The organism is Bacillus cereus group sp. MYBK15-3 (assembly GCF_051916765.1).
Taxonomy (GTDB): domain Bacteria; phylum Bacillota; class Bacilli; order Bacillales; family Bacillaceae_G; genus Bacillus_A; species Bacillus_A cereus.
In genome coordinates this window covers 113,380-139,679 of sequence record NZ_JBQAHG010000007.1, presented here as the reverse complement: position 1 = coordinate 139,679, position 26,300 = coordinate 113,380, and the positions used below count along the sequence as shown (strand labels likewise).

The following is a 26,300-nucleotide window of genomic DNA, read 5'->3' as shown; positions in this document are numbered from 1 at the left end:
CAATGAGGAATAGTCCTCATTGCCTTTTCATTTACCCTTGTAATTCTTTTTTAATGTTCTCAGTTAATGTAGCCATACGTTTGCGGCTTTCTTCACGCTCACGTTTGTTTTGCTCTTCAATTTGTTGTGTTTCTTGCATACCTCTTGAAATAATGTTCCAAGTTTCCTCAAGCGTTTCCATCTTAATACTAGAAGAACCTGATAATCTTGCTACTTCTACACTTTGCGTTGCGATATTTTGTGCATTTTTCTTAAGTAATTCATTTGTACGGCGATCCAGTTCAGCCATAGAATCTGCAACAAGCTTTTGACGCTTCGCATTTACCGCTTGAATGATACCATTTTTAAAAATAGGAATCGTTGTAATAAATGCTGTATTAATTTTACCAATTAATTTATTATTACCACGTTGAATCATACGAATTTGTGGTGCTGTAAGTAACGCAACCATACGTGCTTTTTCTAAATCATCAATACGTTGCTCTAAAATTTCAACAGAGTTTTTAAGCGACTCTAATTCAATACCTGCTAATTGATCATTATTACGCACACGCTCTTCATACATCGGAACTAATTCTGTATTTAAACGCTCTAATAGCATTTCTCCTGCTACTACGTACTTCTCTAAGTCTAAATAATATTTTAAGTTTTGCTCATACAAGCCATCTAACGTACCAATTGATTTTTTCATCTCATCTTGGTACTTCGTAATTTCCACATATACTTTATCAATTTCACGGCCCATCGTTTGATACTTGCTAAAAATTTGTTCTATCATTTTATCCGCTTTTTTGAACATACGTGAGAAGAAACCACTTTTCTCTTCCGCAAAGTCTTTGCTATCAAATCTGTCCATAATTTTACCAAGCTGTTTTAATAATTCACCAGAATCTTCTATCTTTGATAATGACATTGTATGTAAAATTTGATCAGCAAAACGTGAAATTTCCATAGAAGGTTCTTTTCCAAGTTCAATTAATTCTAATTGATCTTTAATATCTACCGCATTATAAATACGTTGTACATCCGCATCTTTTCTAAGTTGTAAGCGAACATCTTGTGCTGTTTGCTCATTTAATTCTGTTTTCGGATCTAGTACGACTGGGTTATTCATATAGTATTCTCCCTTTCCTTATAAAAATGGACGAAATAGTCCTTTTATTGTTTGTGATAAATTTTTATAAGCTGATGAACCATGAAACTCAAGATCGAAATTAACCTCTTCAAGCCAATGGGAATCAAATGCCCCCGCTTCAATATACGGTTCAATATCGTTTCTTCCCGTTGGATTGAAATGGAATACATCTACTCCAATTTGATTTAAAAATAGTAATAAAACAGCATCAGAACGAGTTAACTCTCCACTCTTCTCATTATTAAATATAACAATTTTCGGTACATCTTGTGAATAATCAAATTTCTCAAGCTGTTCTAAAATATTCGGTGGTATTTGAGAAAGTTGCGCGAAAACATATAGCGCTACATCTTGTTTCGTCTCTTTCGCAATTGGTTTGCACATTTCACTTTCACACGTATGGATAATCGCTTCTGCAATCCCATGTTGTAAACCTTCCGGTAAACGCTTATGCGGCCACCAATGGCTATTCATAATTAAATCAGGATGTAATTTCCCCCCACGGTCTAATGCATCTCGGTAATGATATTGGAAATTTGCTTTTTGTTCTTTCGTAAACGGGAATGTATTAATTAATAAACTATTATCAAATGATGTAACAGCCTTTAATCGTTGAAAATACTCTTTATCATTCTTTGAAACACCTGATATTTTCGCAAATAAAGAAGGGATATAAATGTGTTTATTTTCAACAAAGAATGTCGGACGTACAAACGCCTTTTCTTTCGTAATTAAAAAGAGTTCATCATATGTTGTTTTTAGTGTACGAGCTACAGGCGTATAGGAACGGAATTGCCACGGCTTGTACAGCAGTGAATTATCGTGGTGAAGTACTTGCTCAATTTCTTTTGAAGCTTGATACGCTACTGTTGCCACACGCTCGCGGCGGCGATCTGGAAATGGTTCAAGAGAAATACGGCCTGGATGAGACACAATAAAGGTCCTTCCCTCTTCATCGACATTCTCAAATCCATCTTTTCCTTCTGGATGATAATAAAGCACATCACAACCGAGCATAATAAGAAAGTATAAGAAATATATACGGCTTTCCTGTGCATCACCATACCAAACGATACGCGGCATTTGTTTCTTATAGTTAATTGTAGAGAACCACTTCGCTACGTAATTTTCGCTTAGTTTAATTATGTCGATTAAGAAACGACGGAAGCCTTCTGTCTTTAAAGACTGATTATGTTGTTTCTCATATAATTTCAATAGTGAAATAAACGTCGTATGTATGTAATGCTGTAAATCAGGATTGTCTACTTTCGGTAAAAGTTGTTTCCCAGATAAGTGTGCAACTAACCTATTTACTGTCAGACCATTTGGTGCTTCTTGATGTAATCCGAACACTTCTTGAATATGACGAAGCTTTTCCGAATCAATCACTTTGTTTAAATTTTGTTCGTGTAAAACTTCGATTCCTTTCGCTTCACTATAATCAAACAGTTCATTAAAATATTCATCTACATCATTAGGAACGCCAAGGATTCGACATGCTATATAACTAAATTTCATCTCATTCTCTGTCAGTTCATATTGTGGACGTTTTTCTAAAAGCGTTTCAAATTGCTTTAAATCTGATTCATCTTTTAATGCATATGGTTGAAGTGTAAAACGTGAAAACACAACAGTTCACCTCCAAAAACATTTACGTTTTTTCTAAGTCCTTCTTCTATTATAAACTATTTTTGGTTATAAAAAATGGGCGCTCACAAAACGAGCAAACCCATTTCAATTATTTATTGTCTTCTTTAGTAGCTGCAACTTCTTCTTTAGCTTGTCCAGAATTCTTCATGTAGTGAATTATAAATGTTGCTCCAAATGCTACAACTAAAATAATAAAGAATAGTGTATGACTAATCTCAATCTCGATTAAAGACAGTAACATTTTCGATGCAATAATTAAGATTAAAATGTATGCTGTCGTTTCAAGCTCTGGAATACGCTCTAACAATTTCAAGAATACACCGGCAATACCACGCATCATTAAAATACCTAGCATTCCGCCTAATAATAAAATCCAAACTTCATTAGATACACCAAATGCAGCAAGTACACTATCTACAGAGAATGCGATATCCATTAATTCGACCATTGCAACTGTTCCCCAGAAGACACCGAACATTCTGAAGAAAATACTGTTTTGGTTCATACCATGAGCTTCCTCTTCTTCACCTGCACCTTTACGCTTATCAATAAAGTATTTTACTGATAACCAAGCAAGGTAAAGTGCACCAAGAAGTTTTACCCACCATAATTTAATTAAGAACATTCCAATTCCAATTGCAATAAAGCGGAATATATAAGCTCCAATAAGTCCATAGAATAATGCTTTTTTACGTTTCTCTTCAGGAAGGTGTTTTACCATTACTGCTAACACAAGTGCGTTATCAGCAGATAACAACCCTTCAAGTACAACAAGTGTACCAATTAATCCCCAAGATACTGGATCTTGCAACACTTTAATCCACATGTCCAAGTCGAAAAACTGAGCATACGTATCAAGGATTCCTTGCAAAATACTCATCTTACCTTTATCCCCTATTCTTTGCTAGATTTATAGAAAGGTCAAAAAAAGGAAACGAATATCGTTTCCTTTCTATGCATCCAAGCCATACGCTCTTACAAGCGCACCTAAACCACCTTGGAATCCACTTCCTACTGCATTAAACTTCCACTGTCCATTATGACGGTATAATTCACAAAAGACAACTGCTGTTTCGATGGAGAAATCTTCCCCTAAATCAAAACGAAGAACTTCTTCATTCGTCTCTTCATTCGCTAAACGAACAAACGCATTTCCTACTTGTCCAAAGTTTTGACTACGGCCTTCCGCATCATAAATCGTAACTGTAATAGCAATTCTGTGCACATCTGCTGGAACTTTCTTCAAATCTACAACAAGTTGCTCATCGTCACCTTCACCTTCACCTGTACGGTTATCTCCTGTATGTAAAACAGATCCACAAGGAGACTGTAAATTATTATAGAAGATAAAATCAGTTTCCTTCGTACATTTTCCGTTTGCATCTAATAAAAAGGCAGATGCATCTAAATCGAAATCGGCTCCGCCGTCATAAGATTTAATATCCCATCCAAGACCAATTACTGCTTTTGTTAAACCAGGGCTTGTCTTACCTAAATCGATTTTCTGGCCTTTTTGTAATTGAATAACCATCTATATTCACCTCTATATTTTTATCTTTAAAAATATATCCATCAGTAAACATACATTTCACCGATGGATATACAAATCAAATCTATTACTCTACATCTAAACCAAAGTTATTACATAGAGACGCTAATCCACCTTGGAATCCACTTCCGATTGCATTGAATTTCCAGTCACCTGCATGACGATATAATTCACCTACTACTACGGCTGTTTCAATAGAGAAATCTTCTCCTAAATCGTAACGAATTAATTCTGCATTCTTTTCTTCGTCGAGAATACGTACGAAAGAATTAGAAACTTGTCCGAAGTTTTGGCTACGGCCTTCTCCATCATAAATTGTAATTGTGAAACAAATACGTTCGATGTGAGCAGGAACATTTTTCAAATCTACTTTAATCGCTTCGTCATCGCCTTCACCTTCACCAGTGCGGTTATCTCCTAAATGCTCTACAGCACCATTCGCACCTTTTGGATTATTATAGAAAACGAAATCTTCAGCTCCTGAAACTTTACCATTCGCACCTACTAAGAAAATACTAACATCTAAGTCGAAATCGTTTTGTCCGTCATAACGATTCGTGTCCCAACCAAGTCCTACAAGAACTTTCGAAAGACCTGGATTCGTTTTTGTTAAGTCTACCTTTTGTCCCTTTTTCAATGAAATTGATGCCATATACAATTCCTCCTCGGTTATTTTATTGATAACGTGATACAATCTCACTTAAGTTTTTATCTTGCGTGCCTTCTCCAACTGCTGAAAACTTCCATTCACTTCCGTGACGATACATTTCACCTGCAATTAGAGTCGTTTTGCCAGCATAATTATCCGATAAATTATAGCGTGCTAATTCTTCACCAGTTTGCGGGTTTTGAATACGAATATATGCATTACGAATCATCCCGAAATCTTGACGACGATTTACACAGTCATAAATATTTACAACGAATACTAAACGATTAATACGGCTCGGAACTTTATGTAATTCTACGAAAATTGTTTCGTCATCACCAGCGCCTTCACCTGTTAAATTATCTCCTGAATGAATAATACTACCACAAGTAGAAAGTTTATTTCCGAAGTAAACTAAATCATTTTTGTTTAAAAAACGATCTCCTTCTAACATAACAACAGATGCATCACAATCTACATTTGGTTTACTTCCAAATAATGAAGACAGAAATCCACCTGATTGCCCAATTGGATCCCAGCCTAAGCCAACCTGTAGTTTTGCTACTTTTGGTTGTCCTTTCGTTAAATCGATCTTTTGACCTTTTTCTAAAATAATAGGCATGAAGTTTCTCCCTTTCTACAAAGCATTTTCCAAATCGGAAAATATTGTATTCTTCTCTTATATTGTAGCATTATTTACCTAGCGATAAAAAGGATAAATTCTCAGTTATATGAAAACATTCATATAATTTACTTATGATGATGTAAGAAGTGGTAAATAGCACCAATCATTCCTGCACAATTACCGTTTTGTGCAAGTTCAATCTCACAATTATTATAAATCTCTTGATTTAAGTATTTACTAATTTCTTCTTTTACTTCTTTTAAAAACTCATTTCCTCTATCGGTAATTCCTCCACCAATAATAATCGTTTCTGGATTAAAAATATAAGCAAGATTACTAATTCCGATTGCCAAATGTTTAAAGAAGATCCCAACTGCTTGAGCAACTTCTCTATCTCCTTTATCATACAACTCAAAAATTGTTCTCCCATTCCACTCGCCTTTGCCTTTATATTTTCTTACAAGCCGAATTAATCCTGAAATCGAAGCAACCTCTTCAAACGTTTTTCCTTCTATTAGCATATTCCCCCATTCACCAGCACTAAATGAATGTCCTCGGTACAATTCTCCATCTATAAAAATTGCTCCCCCAACTCCTGTTCCAATGGTGAGCATAATAAAGTTCTCTTTCTCTCTTACACTACCATTCCACTTTTCTCCAAACGCTGCACAATTCACATCATTGTCAATCGATACTGGAACTTTTAATATCTCTTGCAATCTATCAATAATAGGAATAGTACTATATCCCGGAATATGATCCGCGCCTCCCGTCACAATTCCCTTATTAATATCAACAATTCCCGCAGTGCTAATACCAATTCCGGCAATAGTATGTTCATTCATTAATTTTTTTGATAAAAGAATGAGTTTTTGAATAATTTGTTCTCCGCCTAAATGAATTTCTGTTGCAACTGTTTTACGCTTTAATACTCTCCCTGCTTCTGAAATAATGCCATACTTAATTTGCGTACCGCCAATATCAAACGCTATATACTCTTTCATCTACTGCCACTTCCTCTACCGTTATGAATGTAAATTCTCCACCTCTATTATTTGTAGGAAATCTACATTAACTCTTTTCTGCTTTGACAAATACACCACCTTTTTCTATATATAGTTTTTTTTGCATAAAACTCTTTTTCCTAAGAAATATTACAAAGGGATGTATTTTAGATGGAACATTCATTTCTTAGGAGGAAAACCATGACGAAAATCTTCATTTTAGCATCAACACTCTCTCTATCTTTTTTTAGCGGTTTAAATATCGGTAATGCTGCAACTGAAAACTTCCAACCATTAACAAACGCTATTGTACAAAATAGCGATCATTTTGCAGAAGGAAACTCAAAGGATAATAATAAACCTCCAGGAAATAACGGTTCTCAGGACGATAGTGGTTCTGGTGGCAGTGGCTCTGGTAGCAATGGTTCTGGTGGCAGCGGCTCTGGTGAAAACGGTTCTGGCGGTAACGGTTCTGGTGGCAGTGGCTCTGGCGGCAACGGTTCCGGCGGTAACGGTTCTGATGGCAGTGGCTCTGGCGGCAACGGTTCTGGTGGCAACGGCTCTGGTGGCAATGGTTCCGGCGGTAACGGTTCTGATGGCAGTGGCTCTGGCGGCAATGGTTCCGGCGGTAACGGTTCTGATGGCAGTGGCTCTGGCGGCAATGGTTCCGGCGATAACGGTTCTGGTGGCGATGGCTCTGGTGGCAACGGTTCTAGCGGCAGTGGTTCTGGTGAAAACGGTTCCGGCGGTAACGGTTCTGGTGGCAATGACTCTGGTGGCAGCGGTTCCGGTGGCAGTGGTTCTGGCGGTAACGGTTCTGGTAGCAACGGCTCTGGTGGTAACGGTTCTAGTAGCAACGGCTCTGGTGGCAGCGGTTCTGGTAGCAACGGCTCTGGCGGTAACGGTTCTGGTGGCAACGGCTCTGGTGATAACGGTTCTGGTGGCAATGGTTCTGGTGGCAGTGGCTCACACGGCGGTAATGGCTCTCAAGGTGGCAATCGTGTTAAAGGTGATAGCAGTTCTCAAGGTGGTAATGGCTCTCAAGGCAATCGTGTTAAAGGTGATAGCAGTTCTCAAGGTGGTAATGGCTCTCAAGGCAATCGTGTTAAAGGCGATAGCAATTCTGAGGAGGGCAAAGGTTCTCAAGGGGATAATGTAAAAGATAATACAAAAAAACAAGGTGATAAATTACCTAATACTGCAACGCATTACCCTATATCTATTTTAATGGGTCTTTCAACATTCCTAATTGGTATGTTACTGTTTATTCGTCGTAAAAACGTAAAATAAGAGCAGCATCCTTCCATCAAAAGAATACATGAAATACAGTATAAAACTAAAAAGGACTTTGGATTATATTTTATTATGCAGCCCAAAGTCCTTTTTATCACCTATCAGAAAAAGTATTAATACGCTTTTCCCCAATACACCATTTGTTTAGCTTCTTTACCACAACAAATGCATTCTTCAGCTAAATGCTCTTGCTCAAAAGGCATACAACGTGAAGATACTCCAACTTCTTCTTTTAGTTTTTCTTCACAAGCTAATTCCCCGCACCACATTGCCTTAATAAAGCCTTGCTTTTCGTCAGCTATTTTTTTCATCTCTTCGAAATTTGTCGCAACATACGTATTCTCATCGCGAAATGCTTTTGCTTTATTAAATAAAGCAATATGAATTTCTTCAAGTAATGCTGGAATACGTTCTTCTAATTGATCCATTGGTACAAACTCTTTTTCCTTCGTATCTCTTCTTACAAGTACAACTTGATTCTTTTCAATATCTTTAGGGCCAACTTCTAATCGAATTGGAATCCCCTTCATTTCATACTCATTAAATTTCCAGCCTGGTGTTTTATTACTAGCATCTATTTTTACTCGTGCAACCTTTTGAATATGTGCTTGTAACTCTATTGCTTTTGCTAAAACTCCTTCTTTATGCTGAGCAATTGGTACAATAACAACTTGCACTGGAGCGACTTTTGGTGGCATTACAAGTCCATTATTATCACTATGAACCATTATTAGCCCGCCTATCATTCTTGTTGATACACCCCAAGATGTTTGGTGCACATATTGCCACTTACCGTTACGATCTAAAAACTTAATATCAAATGCTTCTGAGAAATTCGTCCCAAAGTTATGAGAGGTTCCTGTTTGAAGTGCTTTTCCATCATGCATTAAACTTTCAATTGTATAAGTTGCCTTTGCTCCAGCAAACTTCTCTTTTTCTGTTTTTTGTCCTTTAATAACTGGTATTGCTAAATAATCCTCACAGAAAGAAGCATATAAGTTTAAAATATTTAATGTTTCAGCCTGCGATTCTTCTGCCGTTTCATGGATTGTATGACCCTCTTGCCATAAAAATTCAGTCGTACGAAGGAACGGCCTAGTTGTCTTCTCCCAACGAACTACTGAACACCACTGATTATATAACTTTGGCAAATCATTATAGGATTGCACAATTTTTGAAAAATGCTCACAGAATAAAGTTTCAGATGTAGGACGTACACAAAGTCTTTCCGCTAACTTTTCATCTCCACCATGCGTAACCCATGCTACTTCCGGAGCAAATCCTTCAACATGATCCTTCTCTTTTTGCAATAAACTCTCTGGGATAAACATTGGCATATATACATTTTCATGGCCAGTTTCTTTTAACTTCTCATCCATCACCTTCTGCATATTCTCCCATAAGGCATAACCATACGGACGTAAAATCATGCACCCTTTTACACTTGAATAATCAACAAGTTCGGCTTTTTTTACAATATCGGTATACCACTGCGCAAAGTCCTCTTCCATCTTCGTAATGGCTTGCACTTGTTCTTTTGCCATAGTCAGTCTTCCTCCTTCTAGAAAATACAAAAAAGCCCGCGTCCCTAAATAGGGACCGAGCTTTGCCGGCGTTACCACCCTGATTCATGCACAAAAATTGCGCATGCTCTCTTTTTGATAACGGGAAATTCCCGCTGCATATGCAGAACTCAAAGGCAGGTTCCATATTGCCTTTTTAAGAATCTTTCAGCCTGGCGGATTCTCTCTCTGCTAAAAAGGTTGAACATGTACTAGTCCTTTTTCATCGTTATAACGAAATAAATTTGTTGATTATCATAATACAAATTCTTTTTTAAAACAATAGCTAATTTTCTTATTATTATATATTCTTTTCGTTTTTTACAGTTTTATACGTAGCTTTTCCGCGTAATTTTCACAAGTTGATGTGCAATCATACCGATAAGTGTACCAAGTAGGACAAAGAAACCAATAAATCCATATCCCATTCCTTCCCACCCACCAATAACCATCATTGTAACGGGAAAGGACGCTAAGCAAAGAAGTATTAAACTAAGTGCAAATATAATATCGAACTGTTTGTCTGGAAACCGTTTCTTTAGTAAATATGAAATAGCAAATACAAGGATAATCGTAATTCCACCAATGATGTAAAAGATACCAAATCCATCTAACCAATCCATAGTGTTTCCTCCTTCCATAGATTCCCTTATACTTAATTATATGTTTAATTTTTCTGAAAATAAATAATAAATTTTCACCTAAAAATATATTTTTATTACTAGGTATTAATAGTAATATATAAGAATAGGTTTTATATAATCAGGAGGGAACTTTATGGATAAAGCATTAACAAACCACGTCATTATTTTATCATTCGACTGTTTATCAGCTTTAGATTTTCCTATACTACAAAAACTACCTCATTTCCAATCTCTAATAAAAAAGGGCACGGTTGTCGAAAAAGTAGAACCAATTTATCCTTCTGTAACATATCCAAGCCACTCAACAATTGTAACTGGTAATTACCCTAACAAGCACGGTGTTGTTAGCAATACGTTACTTCAACCAGGGCGTGAATCACCTGATTGGCATTGGTACCGAAAATCAATAAAAGGAACAACATTGTATGATGAAGCGCGCAAAGCAAATTTAACGACAGCCGCCCTTCTATGGCCTGTTACTGGAAGAGCGAACATCGATTACAATTTACCAGAAATTTTCCCCAATAGACCTTGGCAAAATCAAGTGTTAGTTTCCTTATTTAGCGGTAGCCCACTATACCAATTAGATTTAAATCGTCGTTTCGGCCATATAAGAAATGGTTTATCACAACCAGAGCTGGATGATTTCGTCCTCGCCTCTGCTGTGCATACAATCCAGACGAAAAAGCCTAATGTCATGTTTGTACATTTCACCGATCTAGACACCCAAAGACACTATCACGGCTTTGAATCTAACGAAACAATAGCTGCTATCCAGAGACATGACGAACGTCTAGGGAAAATTATTCAAGCACTAAAAGAAAGTGACCTATACGAAGAAAGTACAATTATTGCCCTTGGTGATCATAGCGCTTTAAGTGAAAACAAATCCATCCAATTAAATGTGCTATTCCATCAAAGAGGACTTATATCTCTTAATAAAAAAGGAAAATTAGTAGACTGGAAAGCCTATTGCCAAAGTTGCGACGGCTCTGCCTATGTATATGTAAAGGACAAAAATGATACGGATACAATTCGCGAGGTACAACTACTCCTTGAAGACCTACTTCAAAATAAACAAAACGGAATTGAATTTATACTTCATGATGAAGCTGCCAAAGACTGCGGTGCAGACGGTAATTGTTTATTCATGTTAGAAGCACGAGAAGGGTATTATTTCACTGAAAACTATACAGGAGATTTCATAAAAGAAATTACTGAAAAAGATGTTACGCCTAGTAAAAAATATACATTTGGTACGCATGGATACTCTCCAACAAAACCTAACTATGAAACAATTTTTATCGCTGCTGGGAAAGGAATAAAAAGTGGCTTTACCGTCCCGTATATGAGACTTATTGATGAAGGTCCAACTATCGCTAGACTACTCGGTTTACACTTAGGTAAAACAGACGGAGCAATTGTAGAGGATTTACTCCAATTGTAAAGAACTGTGTATATATGTAAAAGTTATGTAAAATTCATCACTGTTTCTCTTTTTATAATTTTTATTTTTGTACACTGTTAGTAAAACAAATTTAAGGGGGAACATTATATGAAAAAAATGTCCAGACAAGAAAAAAGCTGGATATTATACGATTGGGCGAACTCTGTATACTCGCTCGTCATTACAACTGCATTATTTCCAATTTACTTTAAAGCAGCTGCAAAAGAAGCTGGACTATCTGGGGCAACTTCAACAGCATATTGGGGATATGCAAACTCATTCGCAACACTTTTAATTTCTATACTTGCTCCTATTCTTGGCACAGTTGCTGATTATAAAGGATTTAAAAAACGTTTTTTCACATTCTTCTTTGGACTCGGTATCGTATTTACAAGTATGTTAGCAGTCGTTCCAACCTCTCAGTGGTACTTATTGCTAGGGTGCTATATGCTCGCCTTAATCGGCTTTGCTGGAGCAAACATTTTCTATGATGCATTTTTAGTAGACGTCACTTCTGAAGATAGAATGGACCGAATTTCTACAAGAGGATTTGCATTAGGTTATATCGGGAGTACAATTCCTTTTATCGGTTGTATCGCTCTTATTATTCTTTCTCAAAAAGGAACTATTCCCTTATCGGTCGGCATTGCTAGTCAAATTTCCTTTGCAATAACAGCTCTTTGGTGGGGGTTATTTACAATTCCAATGCTAAAAAACGTAGAGCAAACACACTATATTGAGCGTCATCCAAGACCTATTAGAATGAGCTTCAAACGTCTTGCTGATACTTTTAAAAATATTAAAGAATATAAAACTGTATTTATGTTTCTAATCGCTTACTTTTTCTATATTGACGGAGTCGATACAATTATTACTATGTCTACCGCTTACGGAACCGATCTCGGTATTAGTGCAACGAATCTATTAATCATATTATTTGTAACACAAATTGTCGCTTGTCCATTTGCTTTACTATACGGAAAATTATCTGAAACATTTACTGGCAAAAAAATGCTATATGTCGGTATCATTATTTATATCATTATTTGCACATATGCTTATTTTTTAAAAACGACACTTGATTTTTGGATTTTAGCAATGTTAGTTGCTACATCTCAAGGTGGTATTCAAGCACTAAGTCGTTCATACTTTGCAAAACTAGTACCAAAAGAATCTGCTAATGAATTCTTCGGATTTTATAATATATTTGGGAAGTTTGCCGCAATTATGGGTCCGGTATTAGTCGGTGTTACAACGCAATTAACAGGAAAAACAAACGCTGGTGTTCTTAGTATTATTGTTCTATTTATTATCGGAGGATTCTTACTAACTAGAGTTCCAGAAAATAATACATCCGTTACACCACCTAGTCCAAAGACTAAAACGCTATAAGAAAAGATCCTCTTCTCATAAGAAGAGGATCTTTTTTATTTTTAAAGGTGCGCCTTATAATGAACGACTCTACTGCTTGTACAAAAATAATTTATCAACAGTTGTTCCTAATACTTCAGCTAAACGGAACGCTAACGCTAAGCTTGGATCATATTTATTATTCTCAATTGCATTTATCGTTTGTCTAGAAACCTTACATTTATCAGCTAATGCGCCTTGTGAAATATTATTTTCAGTGCGTAATTCATAGATTTGATTTTTCACACCATTGCTCCTAACCTGTAAAATCGTTTTTACAACATCAGTATATAATTGGCTCATATAGTTGTCAAAAGTTCCTCAAAGAAAAAAGGAGCAATATTGCTCCCTTACAATAGTTATTTTGAAGCTAATGAATTTGTTAGTGCCTCTTTGTTAGCGATATCTTCTTTCTTTATTTGCATACGTACAACTGGCCCTATCGCTAATAAAATAAGTGCCATCGCTATACAAAACACAGTAACTAGTGAAGTTAGTTCCTTTAATCCTCCAGCTAATGAAGTTCCAATTAGCATTGCCCCCATAAACAGTGGTAAAATCGTTCCATTTACTCTTCCAACCATATTTTCTGGTACAAGTTGAATCATAAGCGTACCGACAACAATATTAACACAAGCTAAACAAATACCTGTTCCAAATCTCATGAAACTAGTAATCCAAAATGATGTAGATAGCCCTTCTACTAAAAATGAAATGGCTAATATACCCATACCGAATACAAACATCTTTTTCGGATTCACTTTTGAAGCGAAAACTGCAGCAACAATACCACCGAGTAACATACCTATTCCGTCAGCTGCCGCTAAATATTGAACAGCTTCTTTTTCCATACCTAAACGTTCAATTACAAGGAATACTTCTAATGGATTCGTTAATCCAACAGCTAAACCCATAATTGTAAAAGTGATCGTAATCATACGTAAATTTTTCGTATGAAGAACATACTTCCAACCTTCTTTTATATCATTTTTTAATGAGTCTCTCGCCACCTGCTCTTTTTCAACCCATTTTGGTAAGAATGAAAGGGCGATAGCAGATAACAAAAATAAAATGATTAAGCTATATAGTGATGTAAATAAACCAAGTTGTGTATACACAAGCGATCCTACCACTGGTCCAAAAATCAGAAATAATGACTGTAATGTTTGGTTAAATGCAATCGCATTTGCTACCTCTCCTTCTTTTACATAGCGCTTAAATATACGCGAAGATGAGGGCTGAGAAAACTGACCTACAATCGCGGAAATGAGTGTTGCAAAAAATATAGCCTGCCAATAATCCAGCTTTAACAACAAGACAATTCCTATAATAGACAGTACACTTAATACATCTCCAGCGACCATTGTTCTTTTCGGATTCCAGCGATCAGCTAGCGCACCACCGATAAACGAGAAAATAAAAATAGGTGCATATTCCATAACTGATAACAACGAAACAGAAACTGGATCATTATTCGTTCGCTCCATTATAAAATACAAAAGAGCCATATTTCTGATCCAAATTGCAAATTGTTGTAAAATATCAGACGCCATAACGAGCATAAATGCTCGGTTTTTAAATAAAGCGTTCATTTTCATTCCCCTTTCACAAACCGACCGTTCGGTCTAATTTTTTTTGTAAGAAAAGCAACTGACCTATTATTCAGCTGCCATTCCTTTTAACAATACATCTATTGCCTTTTTATAAATACGTTTCAGCTCTTTATAATCTAATTCGTAGTAAAGCACTCCAAGTCCTGATAATAATCCGTTTACAATATACATAAGATCACGAGTATTATCTTCACGGAACTCTCCAGACTCTATACCTACTTCAATTAATTTCTCAAACATAACATATGATTCTCTAGTTAAAGCTAACAGTTCATCCAGAATCTCTTTACTTACAACTTGGCTCATAGAGAATTCCTCTATTGCATTTGAAATTGGTTGCTGTATGTCCTCTACATGATATTCGGCGAGACCATATAGTTTTTCAGTACTAGTGCTATACAACTTCTCTTTTTCATTCCATTTTTCAATCCAATCATACGTATGCTGTTTCACTACAAATAAAAATAATTCTTCTTTACTTTTAAAGTGATAATAAATACTTCCTTTACTTCGCTCTGTAATTTCACAAATCTCTTCCATAGATGTAGCTGCGTAGCCCTTCTGTGAAAATAGACTTTCTGCTTTATATGCAATTTCTTTCTTTATCTCTTCTGCGCTTCTTCTCATATTCACACCTCTTTAAACCGACCGTTCAGTCTAATAATAACAAATCAAAAACCTCTATCGCAAGAGGCTATATTCCTTATTTAAGAAAACGTACTTTCAAACCAATTTCGAATCATATGTATGGTTCCAAATTTAAATGCTAATTTAACAAGAAATACGCCTCCCGCAGCTAATAAAAATAACACTACTTTCCCCTTATTTTTCACTTTCGGTTCCCTTTTCATTTCCATTCCCCTTAGTATGTTAAAAATATTAAACAAACGTTTGTTTAACTGTGTTTATGCATATGTAAGCCGACTAATCAAACGTTTGTTTAAAAAGAAATACGCCTATATAAGGCGCATTTTTATCAATCACCACCGCCACCGCAGCTTCCTCCGCTATCTCCCCCAAAAGATCCTCCACAATCATGTGAGCCGCCATCATGCGAGCTATCATTATCAGATCCAGCAAAGAAAAATAATGGTGATGAGCTGTTAGATGAATTATGAATGTTATTTTGTTTTGTAAGATTTACCTTCTTTTTGTTCGATCGAACTGCTGTTACGATTGTTCCAACTACAACAAATAATAGTATGACAATAATAAATTCCATTTAAAAGCCTCCCTTATTCCTCGAATAATTGAATGGTTCTCTCTAGATTTTCAAGTGAAATGAAGCGTGATTCACGAAGAATTTCTTTTCCATTATGAAATAATAAAATTGTTGGCCCTGTAAATACTCCATATCGCCCCGCAATCTCCTGCATGTCTTGTAGTAATATCTCTATTTTCTCTACGTAATCATAATTCTCTAATACGCAATTTACTTTTCTTAGCATAACATCACAAACACCACAATTTTCCGTTTTAATAAACAGAAGTACCAATTGTTGTTCTTCGATATAGGTCGCTAATTCTTCTATCGTTTTAAATGTAGTCATCTTATCCCTCTTAGCGTAATTTACGAAATACTTTGTCTTGATACATACGAAAAGCTGAACTATCTTTAATCTTTCTCTTTTCCATTACCTGCTGAAAACGAAGCGTTTTTGCTGTTAACTCTTCTCCTAATCTCTTTCTCTCTTCTTCATCATAACAGCAAGCAATTAGATCCTCTATTTTTAATATATCTTTTTGTAGTTCCATTTCTGGTGGAATCATTCCCGCATTTTTTAAAATTTTATAACTCATTCTAAGTTCTGGAGGTACCATTGAAAGATCTTCTAATTGTAGTGGTTTTCCTTTTCCCGGAAGATAATCAAGATCACCATTCCTTATTGCTTGTCGAATTTTTTCTTCAGCAATGTTCAAAAACACATCCACACTATTCCCTCCTTTACATATTTTTACTATTATTTTACATGATATTTCCTTATCTTTCTACGTCTTTAATAATTGGCTCCATACAATTTTTTCTCAAATTTATTCATAATGAGCTTTTTCCTCCCATACCGATTTTTCGTTTTCATATATAGTTTGTATTCAAGCCTTTTTGTATTGAGAAAGTCTTTTTCAACTTAATAAAGCGTTTACACTAAATCTTACATTTGTTACGATTTAATCACCCCCAGCTCCCTTGTATAGACTTCGTGATGTCTGATCATTTTATCTAGACGTTTCACACGTCTAGATTCATTTTGATTTATTGGCGTATGCCTTTAAATATATCTTTTATTTTGAAAGGAGAAATGGCTATGAGGTCTCAAAAATTCACACTGCTATTACTATCCCTACTACTTTTCTTACCTCTTTTTCTCACAAATTTTATTACTCCAAATCTCGCATTAGCAGATTCACCAAAGCAAAGTCAAAAAATTGTTGGATACTTTCCTTCGTGGGGCGTTTACGGACGTAATTATCAAGTTGCTGACATTGATGCATCAAAACTTACTCACCTTAACTATGCTTTCGCGGATATTTGTTGGAACGGAAAACATGGAAACCCTTCTACTCATCCTGATAATCCAAATAAACAAACGTGGAACTGTAAAGAATCTGGTGTACCATTACAAAATAAAGAGGTTCCTAATGGTACTCTCGTACTCGGTGAACCATGGGCTGATGTTACCAAATCGTATCCTGGCTCAGGGACAACTTGGGAAGATTGCGATAAATATGCCCGTTGCGGAAATTTCGGGGAACTAAAACGATTAAAAGCTAAATATCCTCACTTAAAAACAATTATTTCCGTTGGTGGCTGGACTTGGTCTAACCGCTTTTCTGATATGGCCGCTGATGAAAAAACAAGAAAAGTATTTGCTGAATCTACAGTAGCTTTTCTTCGCGCATATGGGTTTGATGGCGTAGATTTAGACTGGGAATATCCGGGCGTTGAAACGATTCCTGGTGGTAGTTATCGTCCTGAAGATAAACAAAATTTCACTCTCCTTCTTCAAGACGTCCGAAATGCTTTGAATAAAGCAGGTGCTGAAGATGGCAAACAATATTTACTAACAATCGCTTCAGGTGCAAGCCAACGCTATGCTGATCATACAGAACTAAAGAAAATTTCTCAAATACTCGATTGGATTAATATTATGACATATGATTTCCATGGCGGATGGGAAGCTACTTCTAATCATAATGCAGCTCTATATAAGGATCCAAATGACCCAGCAGCAAATACGAATTTTTACGTAGATGGTGCTATAAATGTTTATACAAATGAAGGTGTTCCAGTCGATAAACTAGTATTAGGCGTACCCTTTTACGGACGTGGCTGGAAAAGTTGTGGCAAAGAAAATAACGGACAATATCAACCTTGCAAACCAGGTAGTGATGGGAAACTTGCTTCTAAAGGTACTTGGGATGATTACTCTACCGGTGACACAGGTGTGTATGATTACGGTGATTTAGCAGCCAATTACGTTAATAAAAATGGTTTTGTACGCTACTGGAATGACACAGCTAAAGTACCTTACTTATATAATGCAACTACAGGCACATTTATTAGCTACGATGACAATGAATCTATGAAATACAAAACAGACTATATAAAGACGAAAGGTTTAAGTGGAGCAATGTTTTGGGAACTAAGCGGAGATTGCCGTACAAGTCCAAAATATAGTTGCAGTGGTCCAAAATTACTTGATACGCTAGTAAAAGAATTACTTGGTGGACCTATTAGTCAAAAAGATACTGAGCCACCAACGAATGTTAAAAACATTGTAGTTACGAATAAAAATTCAAACTCAGTTCAATTAAACTGGACTGTATCTACTGATAACGTAGGAGTTACGGAATATGAAATTACTGCTGGAGAAAAGAAATGGAGTACAACAACAAATAGCATTACAATTAAAAACTTAAAACCTAATACGGAATACACATTTTCGGTAATTGCCAAAGATGCTGCTGGAAATAAATCACAACCTACCGCTCTTACTGTCAAAACGGATGAAGCTAATACGACACCTCCTGATGGAAATGGTACTGCTACATTTTCAGTCACTTCGAATTGGGGCAGCGGTTATAACTTCTCGATTATAATTAAAAATAATGGAACGACTCCTATTAAAAATTGGAAATTAGAATTTGATTATAGCGGCAATTTAACACAAGTTTGGGATTCTAAAATTAGTAGTAAAACAAATAATCATTATGTAATTACGAACGCAGGATGGAATGGTGAAATTCCTCCTGGTGGATCTATTACAATTGGCGGTGCAGGAACAGGTAATCCTGCCGAACTTTTAAATGCCGTCATTAGCGAAAACTAGACGTAATATCCATTAATTACTTCAATAAAGTTTGAATTTAGGTTTGAGCAATACCTCCTAAATTCAAACTTTTAATTTTATAAAAAATCAAAAATATCACAATAACCTATTATAATTATATTTAATTTCTAATATGAAGTTTATATGGAGTTCATTTGAATTTTACATGAATTTCCTTTAATTTCTATTGTCTTCCTATAATATCCATATTATCCTTTACATAAAGGAATTATTTTTATTCCATTTTGAACTATCTATATATATAAAGAAAGATAGTCACCTGTTAGGGAAAGGCTTTCGTATTATAAATATAACAAAAGAAAAAGCACGCTTATAAGCGCACCATAAGAGTGCTTCTTCATACAATTCTCATGTAAGAGTTCTCGAAAATCATGTTAATCATAAAGAAAAGGCATTAGCTCATAAAAGCTAATGCCTTTTCTTTATTCATATTGTTCAGCATTCCATTCTTCTATATTTCATAATTTTGTTATCTACGATTCATAGAAAGAAGGTTCATGTGAGACAATTAAAACCGTTCCTTTGTATTGTTGTAACGCTTCCTGTAAAGCCATCTTAGTTTCTACATCCAAATGTTTAGTCGGTTCGTCTAAAATTAAAACATCAGCTTTTTCTATTTTTTCATATAAGGAGCTAACACACTTAAAATCTCTTCTTTATCCTTTTTTAATTCGAGTGATGTTAACATATCCATCGTTCTCGGCCTAAGTAATTTCACTTGTACCTCGCCAACTATTGACGCTGGTCTTTGAGATAAAATAAATACGCGATCTGAAAGCAAGATTGCCTCATCTAAGTCATGTGTAACCATAACGATTGTTTGCTTCTCTTGATGCCAAGAGTTTAAAAGCCAGCTATGTACTTCCATTTTTGTAAATGCATCTAATTTACCAAAAGGCTCATCAAGCAGCATAATTGGCTTTTCACATAAATATGTGCGCAGAAAACTAATTCTTTGACGCATACCACCAGACAATTCATCTGGATAATGGTTTGCATATTCATCTAGTTCGAACTGCTTTAATGCTTCCATTCCTTCTGTTAGCCTTTGTTTTTTCGGTTTCCCTTCAATTTCTAACGGAAGAACGATATTTTGCAAAGCTGATCGCCACGGTAGCAATAAATCTTGTTGTGGCATATAACTAACAACATCTTGCTCTTGTACTTGCTTATCGTTATACGTTACGTTCCCACTTGTTGGTTTTTCAACATTTGCAACCATGTTTAATAATGTGCTTTTCCCGCAACCACTCGGTCCTACAAAGGAAACAAACTCTCCCTCTTGTATAGAGGCACTAATATTCTCTAATACATTCTTTCCGTCGAAAGATTTTACTATATTTTTTATTTGTAATCCGCTCATTTTTCACTTGGAAGGAATTCATTTGTAAAAGCACCTTTTACATCGATTTTCTTTTTAATAACTTTGTTGTCATATAAGAAATTCATGTAATTCGTCCAAATTTCTTCCTTCTGTACTCCCCATGCTTTAGCATCATCTTGATACTTCGTACTTAACCATTTTTGGCTTTCTTGAACTAAATCTTTATTCACATCTGGAACAGCTTTAATTAAAATATCAGCAGCCTCTTTCGGTTCCTTAATTGCAAAATTATAACCTTCTGTCGTTGCACTCATAAACTTTTTCACAAAGTCTTTATCTTGCTTCGTATGTTTTTCACTCGTAATAATAACAGGACTATAGAAATCAAGCGCTGGATCTAAGTCCTTCACCATAATCGTATTTAACTCTTTTCCTTGGCGCTTCGCTTCAATACCATCCCAACCGTAATAAATCCATTCGAAATCTGCATCACGACCGATTGATTTAAAGAAATCTGTTTGTCCTAAGATGATTTTTTCAACTTTATTAAAATCAGCTTGATGTTTATCCATAATCGTCTTTAATGTCGCTTCTTCTGCTGGTCCTCCCCAGCCGCCGTAACGTTTGCCTTCAAAATCTTTCGGGGACGTCATATTATCTTTCTTCAGCGATGCAAACGCTGAAGTGTTATGCTGAATAATCGCTCCTACAGATACAACAGGAATTCCTTCTACACGAGCTAACGTTACATTTTCTTGTGCACTTATTGCGAAGTCTGCTTTTCCTGATGCTATCATTTGCTCTGCTGTTACATTGTCACCTGGTTGAATAATTTCTACATCTAATCCTTGCTTTTTGTAATAATCTTTCGTTTTCGCTACATACAAGCCAGTATGATTCGTATTTGGAAACCAATCTAATACTACTTTTACTTTTTGATCTTTACTTGCACTTTCTTCTTTCTTCGCCGGATTACATCCAGCCACACCTACCGCTACTAAGGCAGCTAACATAACTTTCAAACCTTTTTTCATTTTCTGCCGTCCTTTCTATATATCCATGGTGCTGTTATTCTTGCCATAAACTCTACGATAAAATACAGGCATAATGTCACTATAACGATGATTGCTGCAACACCAAATACTCGGGCAGTCAAAAAGGATTTTGTAGCCCTCGTAAGCATAACGCCTAATCCTTCACTTGCACCGAGCCATTCTCCGATAATTGCCCCCATTACGCTATATGTAACTGCAATTTTTAAACCTGAGAAAAAGTATGGGAGCACTGCTGGAAATTTTACCTTCTGGTAAACTTGCCATTTCGTCGCCTTCATTGTTTGTAACAGTTTCAGCATATTTTTATCTACTGTTTGAAAACCTTCTAAAATACTAAGCGCAATTGGGAAGAAACAAACGAGTATTACGACCATTACTTTCGGCAACATCCCATATCCAAACCAAATAATAAATAGCGGTGCAAGTACAACAATTGGAATTGTTTGCGAAATAACGAGCAATGGATTTATTAAAATACGAAATAACGGTATAACGTCCATAATAATTGCGATGCTCGTCCCCAATAAAATCGCAAAGAATAGTCCAATTATAACTTCCTGCAGTGTTTGCATCGTATTTGGTAATAGTAAATCTTTCATCCCAATTAATTCTTGAACAATGGCAGAAGGCTTTGGTAAAATCCACGGTTCGATTTTAAATAATGAAACAGATCCTTCCCATATCGCAATGAGAAGGATAAGCCAAATAGTTGTAATAAGTTTAGATTGCTTCTGGTTTTGCATATTCATCACGGTACTTCCAAACCTTTTCATCTATCGTTACACCAGTGCTTGGACGATAATGGATTTTAATAGAAGTAATCACTTCTTCTGCTCCAGCATCGACGCAAGCTTGTTGCGCACGTTTAACGACATCAAGAAGTACATCTAATTCTCCTTCCAAAGTTGTTTCCATTGCCCCTACTTCATAACGAACTCCCGATTGTTGCACAACTTCAATTGCTTTATCGACAACAGAATATACATCTTTCGTTTTCGCTTGTGGTACTACTGAAAATGACATTGTAACTTGTTGTGACATAATAAAATCCCCCTTATAAAATTAAATTTCAAAAATAAGAAAAGGCTTTCCTACTGCGTAGGAAAGCCTTGTATGCAAGTTATTACAGAATAACATATGCTACATCACTTTAAGTAACTCCCTACGCTGGCATTATCCAGATCAGGTTGAGGGTCGATGTTTACTTACATCCTCTCAGCCAATTGGCTCCCCGGTCCTTAATTCGTTTTCATTGTAGCATGATTTATTTTATTGAACAAACAAAAGCATGCATAATCATTTCATTATTTTTGGAAAATAACCAACTTTTTCACCATGAGCTAATAACTGCTGTATAAATTCTTTATTAATTGCTGGTACTATCAATTCTTTTTTCTTAATCCATTCATTCGTTCTACGCGTACCCATTACAATTTCAGATTGCTGTGCTCCATCTCCTGCAACTTGAGAAGCAATTAACTCTGCTATTACTTCATTTCCCTTCGCTAATGCAAGTCCGGTATTTACATATTCTGAAAGTGGAACCATTTCAAGATTGTATCCACACTCTCCAATTAGCTGTATAAATTGTTCAAACTCAATTTGATGTGGATGACAAATATGTAACGTCTCTCCTACAATTTGCGCATCTTGTAAATACGATACAATTGATTTACTAGCAAAATCAATTGGTGTGAAATCAACTTTCCACTTCACATTTGGTGCTTTCCCAATTAATAGCATTGTTTTAATAAGACGATAAAATGCGTTTCCTTCAATATTTTGTTGGAACGAACCTGTTTCTGAATGACATGCTAAATTACCTGCACGATAAATATTTCCGCGCAAACCATTTTTCATTGCTTCACGAACAATGTTTTCCGCTTGTAGTTTACTATTTGAATATACATTCTCTAAGTCTACACTGTAATTAAAATCACCAGTTTTCATGTATGTATCCCATTGATCTACCGCTAATTCTAACGGGATACCAATTGTAGAAATAAAATGGAATGTAGCACCTTTCTCCGCTAATGCTAGCATCCGGCTAGTTCCTTGGACATTTATATTTTCAAATTGTTTTACATCTCCAAAATGTCTTACATCTGCACCGCAATGAATTATCGTATCCATCTTAGAACTGATGAACATAAATTCTTCTTCACTCATCCCAAGATACTCTTCTCCCAGATCACCAGCTACGGCCTGTATACGGTGTAACCATTCTTCACATACATCATTAAAGTAGCCTGTTAATGTATTTATAATTCTTTGCTGCACATCTTTGGTTGGTCTTACTAAACAATAAATAGTAGCAGATGTATCTCTCAACAATTCATATAATATGTGTGATCCTAAATAACCAGTAGCTCCTGTTAAAAAGACATTTGAAATCTGGGTTTCTTCCAAAACGTTTGCATACGTGATAGTATCTGGCTCGTGAATCACTTTATATTCACGAAATACTTCTTCTTTCTCTACTTTTACTTCTCGCTCAATTCGAGCTAATCCATATATCGTTCTTTCTTTAAAGAAATCTTGAATTGTTAAATGTGAGAAATTTTCTTTTAACAATGTTAAGACTCGTAATACTTTTAATGAATGTCCACCAATTGTAAAGAAATCATCATGCACTCCAACTTTTGAAATTCCTAATACTTCCGCCCAGGCGTTCGCTATTTGTTTTTCTGCTTTATTAGAAGGTGCAACATATTCTTGTAGCCGAACCGGTTCATACTTTTCTTCTAACTGAGCTAACTTCTTAACATCAATCTTTTTATTAGGTGTAAGTGGTAATTCATTAATATAAATTAGTTTAGATGGCACCATATAATCTGGTAATTGCTCTTGTAACTGATAAACTAATTCTGGTATTTCTTTTTTATTTAAAGTTGTATAGAACGCGATTAAATATTGGCTACCTTCCTTACTCTTCTTAGCAAAAACAGCATTTTCTTTTATATTATGATTTTGAGAAATTTTACTTTGGATTTCTCCTAGTTCAATACGATGTCCTCTAATTTTTACTTGATCATCTTTCCGATGTAAAAACTCTATATTTCCATCCTCTAGCAACTTAACGATATCACCTGTTTTATATATATTAACTATAGGATTAAAAGGGTTCGGAATAAAAGCTTCAATTGTTTTATTAGGCTTATTAAAATACCCTTTTGCTAATCCCACTGAATCTATATATAATTCACCAGGTACACCAATTGGACAAAGATTCATATTCTCATCCAAAATCATAACTTGATAATTAGCACATGGTTTACCAATGGGAATACTCGCAACATCCTCATTTAACTGACTAGGTATTTTATAGGTTGTCGTCACTACAGTACATTCTGTCGGTCCGTATACATTATAAATTTCAACATTTGTACCTATTCTTTCTCTCCACAATTTAATAACCTCTACAGGTAACATTTCACCGCCAATCGCAATTCTTTTTAGGGAAGCTAGCTTATATATATCTTCTTCTGCTAAATAAGTTGCTACTTGTCGAACAAAAATTGTTGCTAATGCCAAGATTGAAGTTGCTTTCACTTTATAGATTGCATTTGCAAATGCCTCTACAGACAATCGCTCTTCCTCTAATAGTACATACAAGTTTCCTCCGCAGAATAAAGAAGCAAATGACTCCCATACAGAAGCATCGAAACTAAAGGAAGGAAATTGAGCAAATACATCCTCTTCTGTCAATTCATATTGCTTTTTCATCCAAGTGTACAGATTAACAACGCCTCTATGTGCTAACATCGTTCCCTTTGGATTCCCTGTTGAACCCGATGTATAAATCATATAAGCTACATCATCACAATGAATAGACAACTTTACATCTATATCTTCATAAGTTTCACTATCATACAATGAAACTGTTTGAACCCCATCACATGTTATAGGCGTCTCTTTCATCAATATAACTTTCGCTTGGCTATCTTGAATAATGTACTGTATTCTACTTTCCGGATAATCTGGATCAATCGGAACATACGCTGCACCAGCTTTTAATATAGCTACCATACTTACTACTGTGTCTATGCTACGTTTCATAAATATTCCAACATAGTCTCCTAATTGGACGCCGTTTTTAATTAACATATGAGCTATTTGATTACTTTTTTTATTTAGCTCCTCATAAGTTAAAGTACCTTCCCTTGAAGATAAAGCTATACGATTTGGAAATTGAGTAACAGTATTATAGAACATATCGACGATACTTTTCTCAGGATATACTGCTGTCGTATCATTCACTTGACTATAAAGTGCCATCTCGGCCTCTGTAATAATATTAAAATGTTTTATATACTTATTAGTATTTTGTGATATATCAACTAAAACACCTTGTATTTGTTGTGCATAACGAGTAATCGTTGTCTCTTTCCAATTAACACTATTAAATATTATTTCTACACTTTGCATATTTTTACTAAATACAAATTGTAATGTATTCGTGTCTTTTAGCTCATAATATGTTTCACCAATAATAATAGGTGACATTTCATATAATGTATTACCGTTTTGAAACTCTTCTATTTCTTCCTCATTCATTTCTTTAATTTGCTCCAGTTGCTCTTCAATTTGTAAATTTAAACTTTCATAGGAGAGAAAATTAGAAACTTCAATAGTAATTGGAAATAAATTTCCTCTTACATGATAAAGCACGACAATATGTTTTTCTTTAGAAATATGATATAACCACGTTGCAGTCGCTCCTATTAAATCTACAATGTGAGTCAAATTTGAAAACAGTTCCGTTTTCCTTTTTATCCTAAGTTCTGTTCCTTGCACATCTTTAGGTATTTTAATACTTCCTTCTACTTTTCCTAAAAATTCTTTTACCATCTCATTATAAGAAATTGCTAATTTCATATTTATGTAAATTCCTCTCTTAAATATAATAAAGGTGTGAAAATTCACACCTTTTTCATCCCTTATTAAAGGGCAGATTCGTTCAATTCATAATCAGTAGCGGAGATACCCCC

General features: G+C 35.4%; 25 protein-coding genes, 1 riboswitch and 1 other annotated feature. Of the genes, 4 read left to right on the top strand and 21 right to left on the bottom strand.

The window, feature by feature from the left end; translation table 11 throughout:
• Positions 1 to 31: 31 nt before the first annotated feature.
• The 7 genes from ACTFR8_RS25310 to ACTFR8_RS25280 form a co-directional block, all read right to left on the bottom strand.
• Entirely contained in the window at positions 32 to 1,114 is a 1,083-nt protein-coding gene (locus tag ACTFR8_RS25310; RefSeq protein ID WP_001064405.1) for a toxic anion resistance protein, read from the bottom strand.
• A gap of 18 nt (positions 1,115 to 1,132) precedes the next feature.
• Positions 1,133 to 2,764 (bottom strand): YceG family protein, encoded by a 1,632-nt coding sequence (locus tag ACTFR8_RS25305; protein ID WP_000492867.1) that lies wholly within the window; start codon positions 2,762 to 2,764, stop codon positions 1,133 to 1,135.
• A gap of 109 nt (positions 2,765 to 2,873) precedes the next feature.
• The gene (locus ACTFR8_RS25300; protein ID WP_000025688.1) at positions 2,874 to 3,665 is read right to left on the bottom strand and encodes a TerC family protein; all 792 of its coding nucleotides are present in this window, start codon (positions 3,663 to 3,665) and stop codon (positions 2,874 to 2,876) included.
• 72 nt (positions 3,666 to 3,737) lie between these two features.
• Positions 3,738 to 4,316, bottom strand: coding sequence for a TerD family protein (locus tag ACTFR8_RS25295; RefSeq protein ID WP_000236642.1), 579 nt, complete (start codon positions 4,314 to 4,316; stop codon positions 3,738 to 3,740).
• 85 nt (positions 4,317 to 4,401) lie between these two features.
• Positions 4,402 to 4,986, bottom strand: coding sequence for a TerD family protein (locus tag ACTFR8_RS25290; protein ID WP_000146726.1), 585 nt, complete (start codon positions 4,984 to 4,986; stop codon positions 4,402 to 4,404).
• 22 nt (positions 4,987 to 5,008) lie between these two features.
• Positions 5,009 to 5,605 carry a TerD family protein gene (locus ACTFR8_RS25285; protein WP_001121586.1) on the bottom strand — a complete coding sequence of 199 codons (597 nt, stop codon included), beginning with the start codon at positions 5,603 to 5,605 and terminating at the stop codon, positions 5,009 to 5,011.
• A gap of 128 nt (positions 5,606 to 5,733) precedes the next feature.
• Positions 5,734 to 6,612 (bottom strand): ROK family protein, encoded by an 879-nt coding sequence (locus tag ACTFR8_RS25280; RefSeq protein ID WP_000666106.1) that lies wholly within the window; start codon positions 6,610 to 6,612, stop codon positions 5,734 to 5,736.
• 201 nt (positions 6,613 to 6,813) lie between these two features.
• On the opposite strand from ACTFR8_RS25280, the gene ACTFR8_RS25275 reads away from it, so the two are divergent.
• On the top strand, positions 6,814 to 7,902 hold the full coding sequence (locus ACTFR8_RS25275; protein ID WP_252210021.1) for an LPXTG cell wall anchor domain-containing protein: 1,089 nt from the start codon (positions 6,814 to 6,816) through the stop codon (positions 7,900 to 7,902).
• Positions 7,903 to 8,018: 116 nt separating this feature from the next.
• Here ACTFR8_RS25275 and proS read toward each other — a convergent pair whose 3' ends face one another.
• Together proS and ACTFR8_RS25265 are read right to left on the bottom strand one after the other, a co-directional pair.
• Entirely contained in the window at positions 8,019 to 9,449 is a 1,431-nt protein-coding gene (gene proS, locus ACTFR8_RS25270; protein ID WP_001040974.1) for a proline--tRNA ligase, read from the bottom strand.
• 47 nt (positions 9,450 to 9,496) lie between these two features.
• Positions 9,497 to 9,703: a binding site (T-box leader), on the bottom strand.
• A gap of 93 nt (positions 9,704 to 9,796) precedes the next feature.
• Positions 9,797 to 10,090, bottom strand: coding sequence for a YesK-like family protein (locus ACTFR8_RS25265; RefSeq protein ID WP_000383853.1), 294 nt, complete (start codon positions 10,088 to 10,090; stop codon positions 9,797 to 9,799).
• Positions 10,091 to 10,244: 154 nt separating this feature from the next.
• Here ACTFR8_RS25265 and ACTFR8_RS25260 point away from each other — a divergent pair, with 154 nt between their 5' ends.
• Complete coding sequence (locus tag ACTFR8_RS25260; RefSeq protein ID WP_069604731.1) at positions 10,245 to 11,558, top strand: alkaline phosphatase family protein; 1,314 nt, start codon at positions 10,245 to 10,247, stop codon at positions 11,556 to 11,558.
• Positions 11,559 to 11,666: 108 nt separating this feature from the next.
• The gene (locus ACTFR8_RS25255; protein WP_000738812.1) at positions 11,667 to 12,950 is read left to right on the top strand and encodes an MFS transporter; all 1,284 of its coding nucleotides are present in this window, start codon (positions 11,667 to 11,669) and stop codon (positions 12,948 to 12,950) included.
• Positions 12,951 to 13,019: 69 nt separating this feature from the next.
• Here the strand turns inward: ACTFR8_RS25255 and ACTFR8_RS25250 are convergent, their stop codons facing one another.
• The 7 genes from ACTFR8_RS25250 to ACTFR8_RS25220 all read right to left on the bottom strand — a co-directional run bounded on the left by ACTFR8_RS25250 (position 13,020) and on the right by ACTFR8_RS25220 (position 16,513).
• Positions 13,020 to 13,271 (bottom strand): helix-turn-helix transcriptional regulator, encoded by a 252-nt coding sequence (locus ACTFR8_RS25250; RefSeq protein ID WP_002023181.1) that lies wholly within the window; start codon positions 13,269 to 13,271, stop codon positions 13,020 to 13,022.
• Between the two features lie 56 nt (positions 13,272 to 13,327).
• A complete protein-coding gene (locus ACTFR8_RS25245) occupies positions 13,328 to 14,560 on the bottom strand; it encodes an MFS transporter (protein WP_000992567.1) in 1,233 nt (410 codons plus the stop codon).
• Positions 14,561 to 14,626: 66 nt separating this feature from the next.
• A complete protein-coding gene (locus ACTFR8_RS25240) occupies positions 14,627 to 15,208 on the bottom strand; it encodes a TetR/AcrR family transcriptional regulator (RefSeq protein ID WP_001254433.1) in 582 nt (193 codons plus the stop codon).
• 80 nt (positions 15,209 to 15,288) lie between these two features.
• Positions 15,289 to 15,432 (bottom strand): hypothetical protein, encoded by a 144-nt coding sequence (locus tag ACTFR8_RS25235; protein WP_016111322.1) that lies wholly within the window; start codon positions 15,430 to 15,432, stop codon positions 15,289 to 15,291.
• Positions 15,433 to 15,557: 125 nt separating this feature from the next.
• Complete coding sequence (locus tag ACTFR8_RS25230) at positions 15,558 to 15,803, bottom strand: hypothetical protein (RefSeq protein ID WP_000394369.1); 246 nt, start codon at positions 15,801 to 15,803, stop codon at positions 15,558 to 15,560.
• A gap of 13 nt (positions 15,804 to 15,816) precedes the next feature.
• Entirely contained in the window at positions 15,817 to 16,131 is a 315-nt protein-coding gene (locus tag ACTFR8_RS25225; protein ID WP_000206517.1) for a thioredoxin family protein, read from the bottom strand.
• A 10-nt stretch (positions 16,132 to 16,141) separates the two neighbouring features.
• On the bottom strand, positions 16,142 to 16,513 hold the full coding sequence (locus ACTFR8_RS25220) for a J-domain-containing protein (RefSeq protein ID WP_050821541.1): 372 nt from the start codon (positions 16,511 to 16,513) through the stop codon (positions 16,142 to 16,144).
• A gap of 371 nt (positions 16,514 to 16,884) precedes the next feature.
• On the opposite strand from ACTFR8_RS25220, the gene ACTFR8_RS25215 reads away from it, so the two are divergent.
• On the top strand, positions 16,885 to 18,909 hold the full coding sequence (locus tag ACTFR8_RS25215; RefSeq protein WP_252209773.1) for a glycosyl hydrolase family 18 protein: 2,025 nt from the start codon (positions 16,885 to 16,887) through the stop codon (positions 18,907 to 18,909).
• A 634-nt stretch (positions 18,910 to 19,543) separates the two neighbouring features.
• Here the strand turns inward: ACTFR8_RS25215 and ACTFR8_RS25210 are convergent.
• From ACTFR8_RS25210 to ACTFR8_RS25190, 5 genes are all read right to left on the bottom strand, one after another.
• Positions 19,544 to 20,293, bottom strand: coding sequence for an ABC transporter ATP-binding protein (locus ACTFR8_RS25210; protein ID WP_252209772.1), 750 nt, complete (start codon positions 20,291 to 20,293; stop codon positions 19,544 to 19,546).
• The gene (locus ACTFR8_RS25205) at positions 20,290 to 21,288 is read right to left on the bottom strand and encodes an ABC transporter substrate-binding protein (RefSeq protein WP_252209771.1); all 999 of its coding nucleotides are present in this window, start codon (positions 21,286 to 21,288) and stop codon (positions 20,290 to 20,292) included. Before ACTFR8_RS25205 ends, ACTFR8_RS25210 begins: the two co-directional genes overlap by 4 nt.
• The gene (locus ACTFR8_RS25200; protein ID WP_001057164.1) at positions 21,285 to 22,058 is read right to left on the bottom strand and encodes an ABC transporter permease; all 774 of its coding nucleotides are present in this window, start codon (positions 22,056 to 22,058) and stop codon (positions 21,285 to 21,287) included. Before ACTFR8_RS25200 ends, ACTFR8_RS25205 begins: the two co-directional genes overlap by 4 nt.
• Positions 22,030 to 22,350 (bottom strand): MTH1187 family thiamine-binding protein, encoded by a 321-nt coding sequence (locus ACTFR8_RS25195; protein WP_000082906.1) that lies wholly within the window; start codon positions 22,348 to 22,350, stop codon positions 22,030 to 22,032. Before ACTFR8_RS25195 ends, ACTFR8_RS25200 begins: the two co-directional genes overlap by 29 nt.
• Positions 22,351 to 22,451: 101 nt before the next feature.
• Positions 22,452 to 22,553, bottom strand: a riboswitch (TPP riboswitch).
• A 52-nt stretch (positions 22,554 to 22,605) separates the two neighbouring features.
• Entirely contained in the window at positions 22,606 to 26,187 is a 3,582-nt protein-coding gene (locus ACTFR8_RS25190; RefSeq protein WP_252209770.1) for a non-ribosomal peptide synthetase family protein, read from the bottom strand.
• Between the last annotated feature and the right edge of the window lie 113 nt (positions 26,188 to 26,300).

Excerpts from the sequence above, each read along its gene's own strand:
- ACTFR8_RS25225 (WP_000206517.1), bottom strand. The coding sequence starts at position 16,131 with ATGACTACATTTAAAACGATAGAAGAATTAGCGACCTATATCGAAGAA.
- ACTFR8_RS25235 (WP_016111322.1), bottom strand. The coding sequence starts at position 15,432 with ATGAAAAGGGAACCGAAAGTGAAAAATAAGGGGAAAGTAGTGTTATTT.
- ACTFR8_RS25290 (WP_000146726.1), bottom strand. The coding sequence starts at position 4,986 with ATGGCATCAATTTCATTGAAAAAGGGACAAAAGGTAGACTTAACAAAA.
- ACTFR8_RS25205 (WP_252209771.1), bottom strand. The coding sequence starts at position 21,288 with ATGAAAAAAGGTTTGAAAGTTATGTTAGCTGCCTTAGTAGCGGTAGGT.
- ACTFR8_RS25265 (WP_000383853.1), bottom strand. The coding sequence starts at position 10,090 with ATGGATTGGTTAGATGGATTTGGTATCTTTTACATCATTGGTGGAATT.
- ACTFR8_RS25295 (WP_000236642.1), bottom strand. The coding sequence starts at position 4,316 with ATGGTTATTCAATTACAAAAAGGCCAGAAAATCGATTTAGGTAAGACA.
- ACTFR8_RS25240 (WP_001254433.1), bottom strand. The coding sequence starts at position 15,208 with ATGAGAAGAAGCGCAGAAGAGATAAAGAAAGAAATTGCATATAAAGCA.
- ACTFR8_RS25245 (WP_000992567.1), bottom strand. The coding sequence starts at position 14,560 with ATGAACGCTTTATTTAAAAACCGAGCATTTATGCTCGTTATGGCGTCT.
- ACTFR8_RS25200 (WP_001057164.1), bottom strand. The coding sequence starts at position 22,058 with ATGAATATGCAAAACCAGAAGCAATCTAAACTTATTACAACTATTTGG.
- ACTFR8_RS25260 (WP_069604731.1), top strand. The coding sequence starts at position 10,245 with ATGGATAAAGCATTAACAAACCACGTCATTATTTTATCATTCGACTGT.
- ACTFR8_RS25300 (WP_000025688.1), bottom strand. The coding sequence starts at position 3,665 with ATGAGTATTTTGCAAGGAATCCTTGATACGTATGCTCAGTTTTTCGAC.
- ACTFR8_RS25310 (WP_001064405.1), bottom strand. The coding sequence starts at position 1,114 with ATGAATAACCCAGTCGTACTAGATCCGAAAACAGAATTAAATGAGCAA.
- ACTFR8_RS25285 (WP_001121586.1), bottom strand. The coding sequence starts at position 5,605 with ATGCCTATTATTTTAGAAAAAGGTCAAAAGATCGATTTAACGAAAGGA.
- ACTFR8_RS25275 (WP_252210021.1), top strand. The coding sequence starts at position 6,814 with ATGACGAAAATCTTCATTTTAGCATCAACACTCTCTCTATCTTTTTTT.
- ACTFR8_RS25190 (WP_252209770.1), bottom strand. The coding sequence starts at position 26,187 with ATGAAATTAGCAATTTCTTATAATGAGATGGTAAAAGAATTTTTAGGA.
- ACTFR8_RS25210 (WP_252209772.1), bottom strand. The coding sequence starts at position 20,293 with ATGAGCGGATTACAAATAAAAAATATAGTAAAATCTTTCGACGGAAAG.
- ACTFR8_RS25215 (WP_252209773.1), top strand. The coding sequence starts at position 16,885 with ATGAGGTCTCAAAAATTCACACTGCTATTACTATCCCTACTACTTTTC.
- ACTFR8_RS25280 (WP_000666106.1), bottom strand. The coding sequence starts at position 6,612 with ATGAAAGAGTATATAGCGTTTGATATTGGCGGTACGCAAATTAAGTAT.
- ACTFR8_RS25230 (WP_000394369.1), bottom strand. The coding sequence starts at position 15,803 with ATGGAATTTATTATTGTCATACTATTATTTGTTGTAGTTGGAACAATC.
- ACTFR8_RS25195 (WP_000082906.1), bottom strand. The coding sequence starts at position 22,350 with ATGTCACAACAAGTTACAATGTCATTTTCAGTAGTACCACAAGCGAAA.
- proS (WP_001040974.1), bottom strand. The coding sequence starts at position 9,449 with ATGGCAAAAGAACAAGTGCAAGCCATTACGAAGATGGAAGAGGACTTT.
- ACTFR8_RS25250 (WP_002023181.1), bottom strand. The coding sequence starts at position 13,271 with ATGAGCCAATTATATACTGATGTTGTAAAAACGATTTTACAGGTTAGG.
- ACTFR8_RS25255 (WP_000738812.1), top strand. The coding sequence starts at position 11,667 with ATGAAAAAAATGTCCAGACAAGAAAAAAGCTGGATATTATACGATTGG.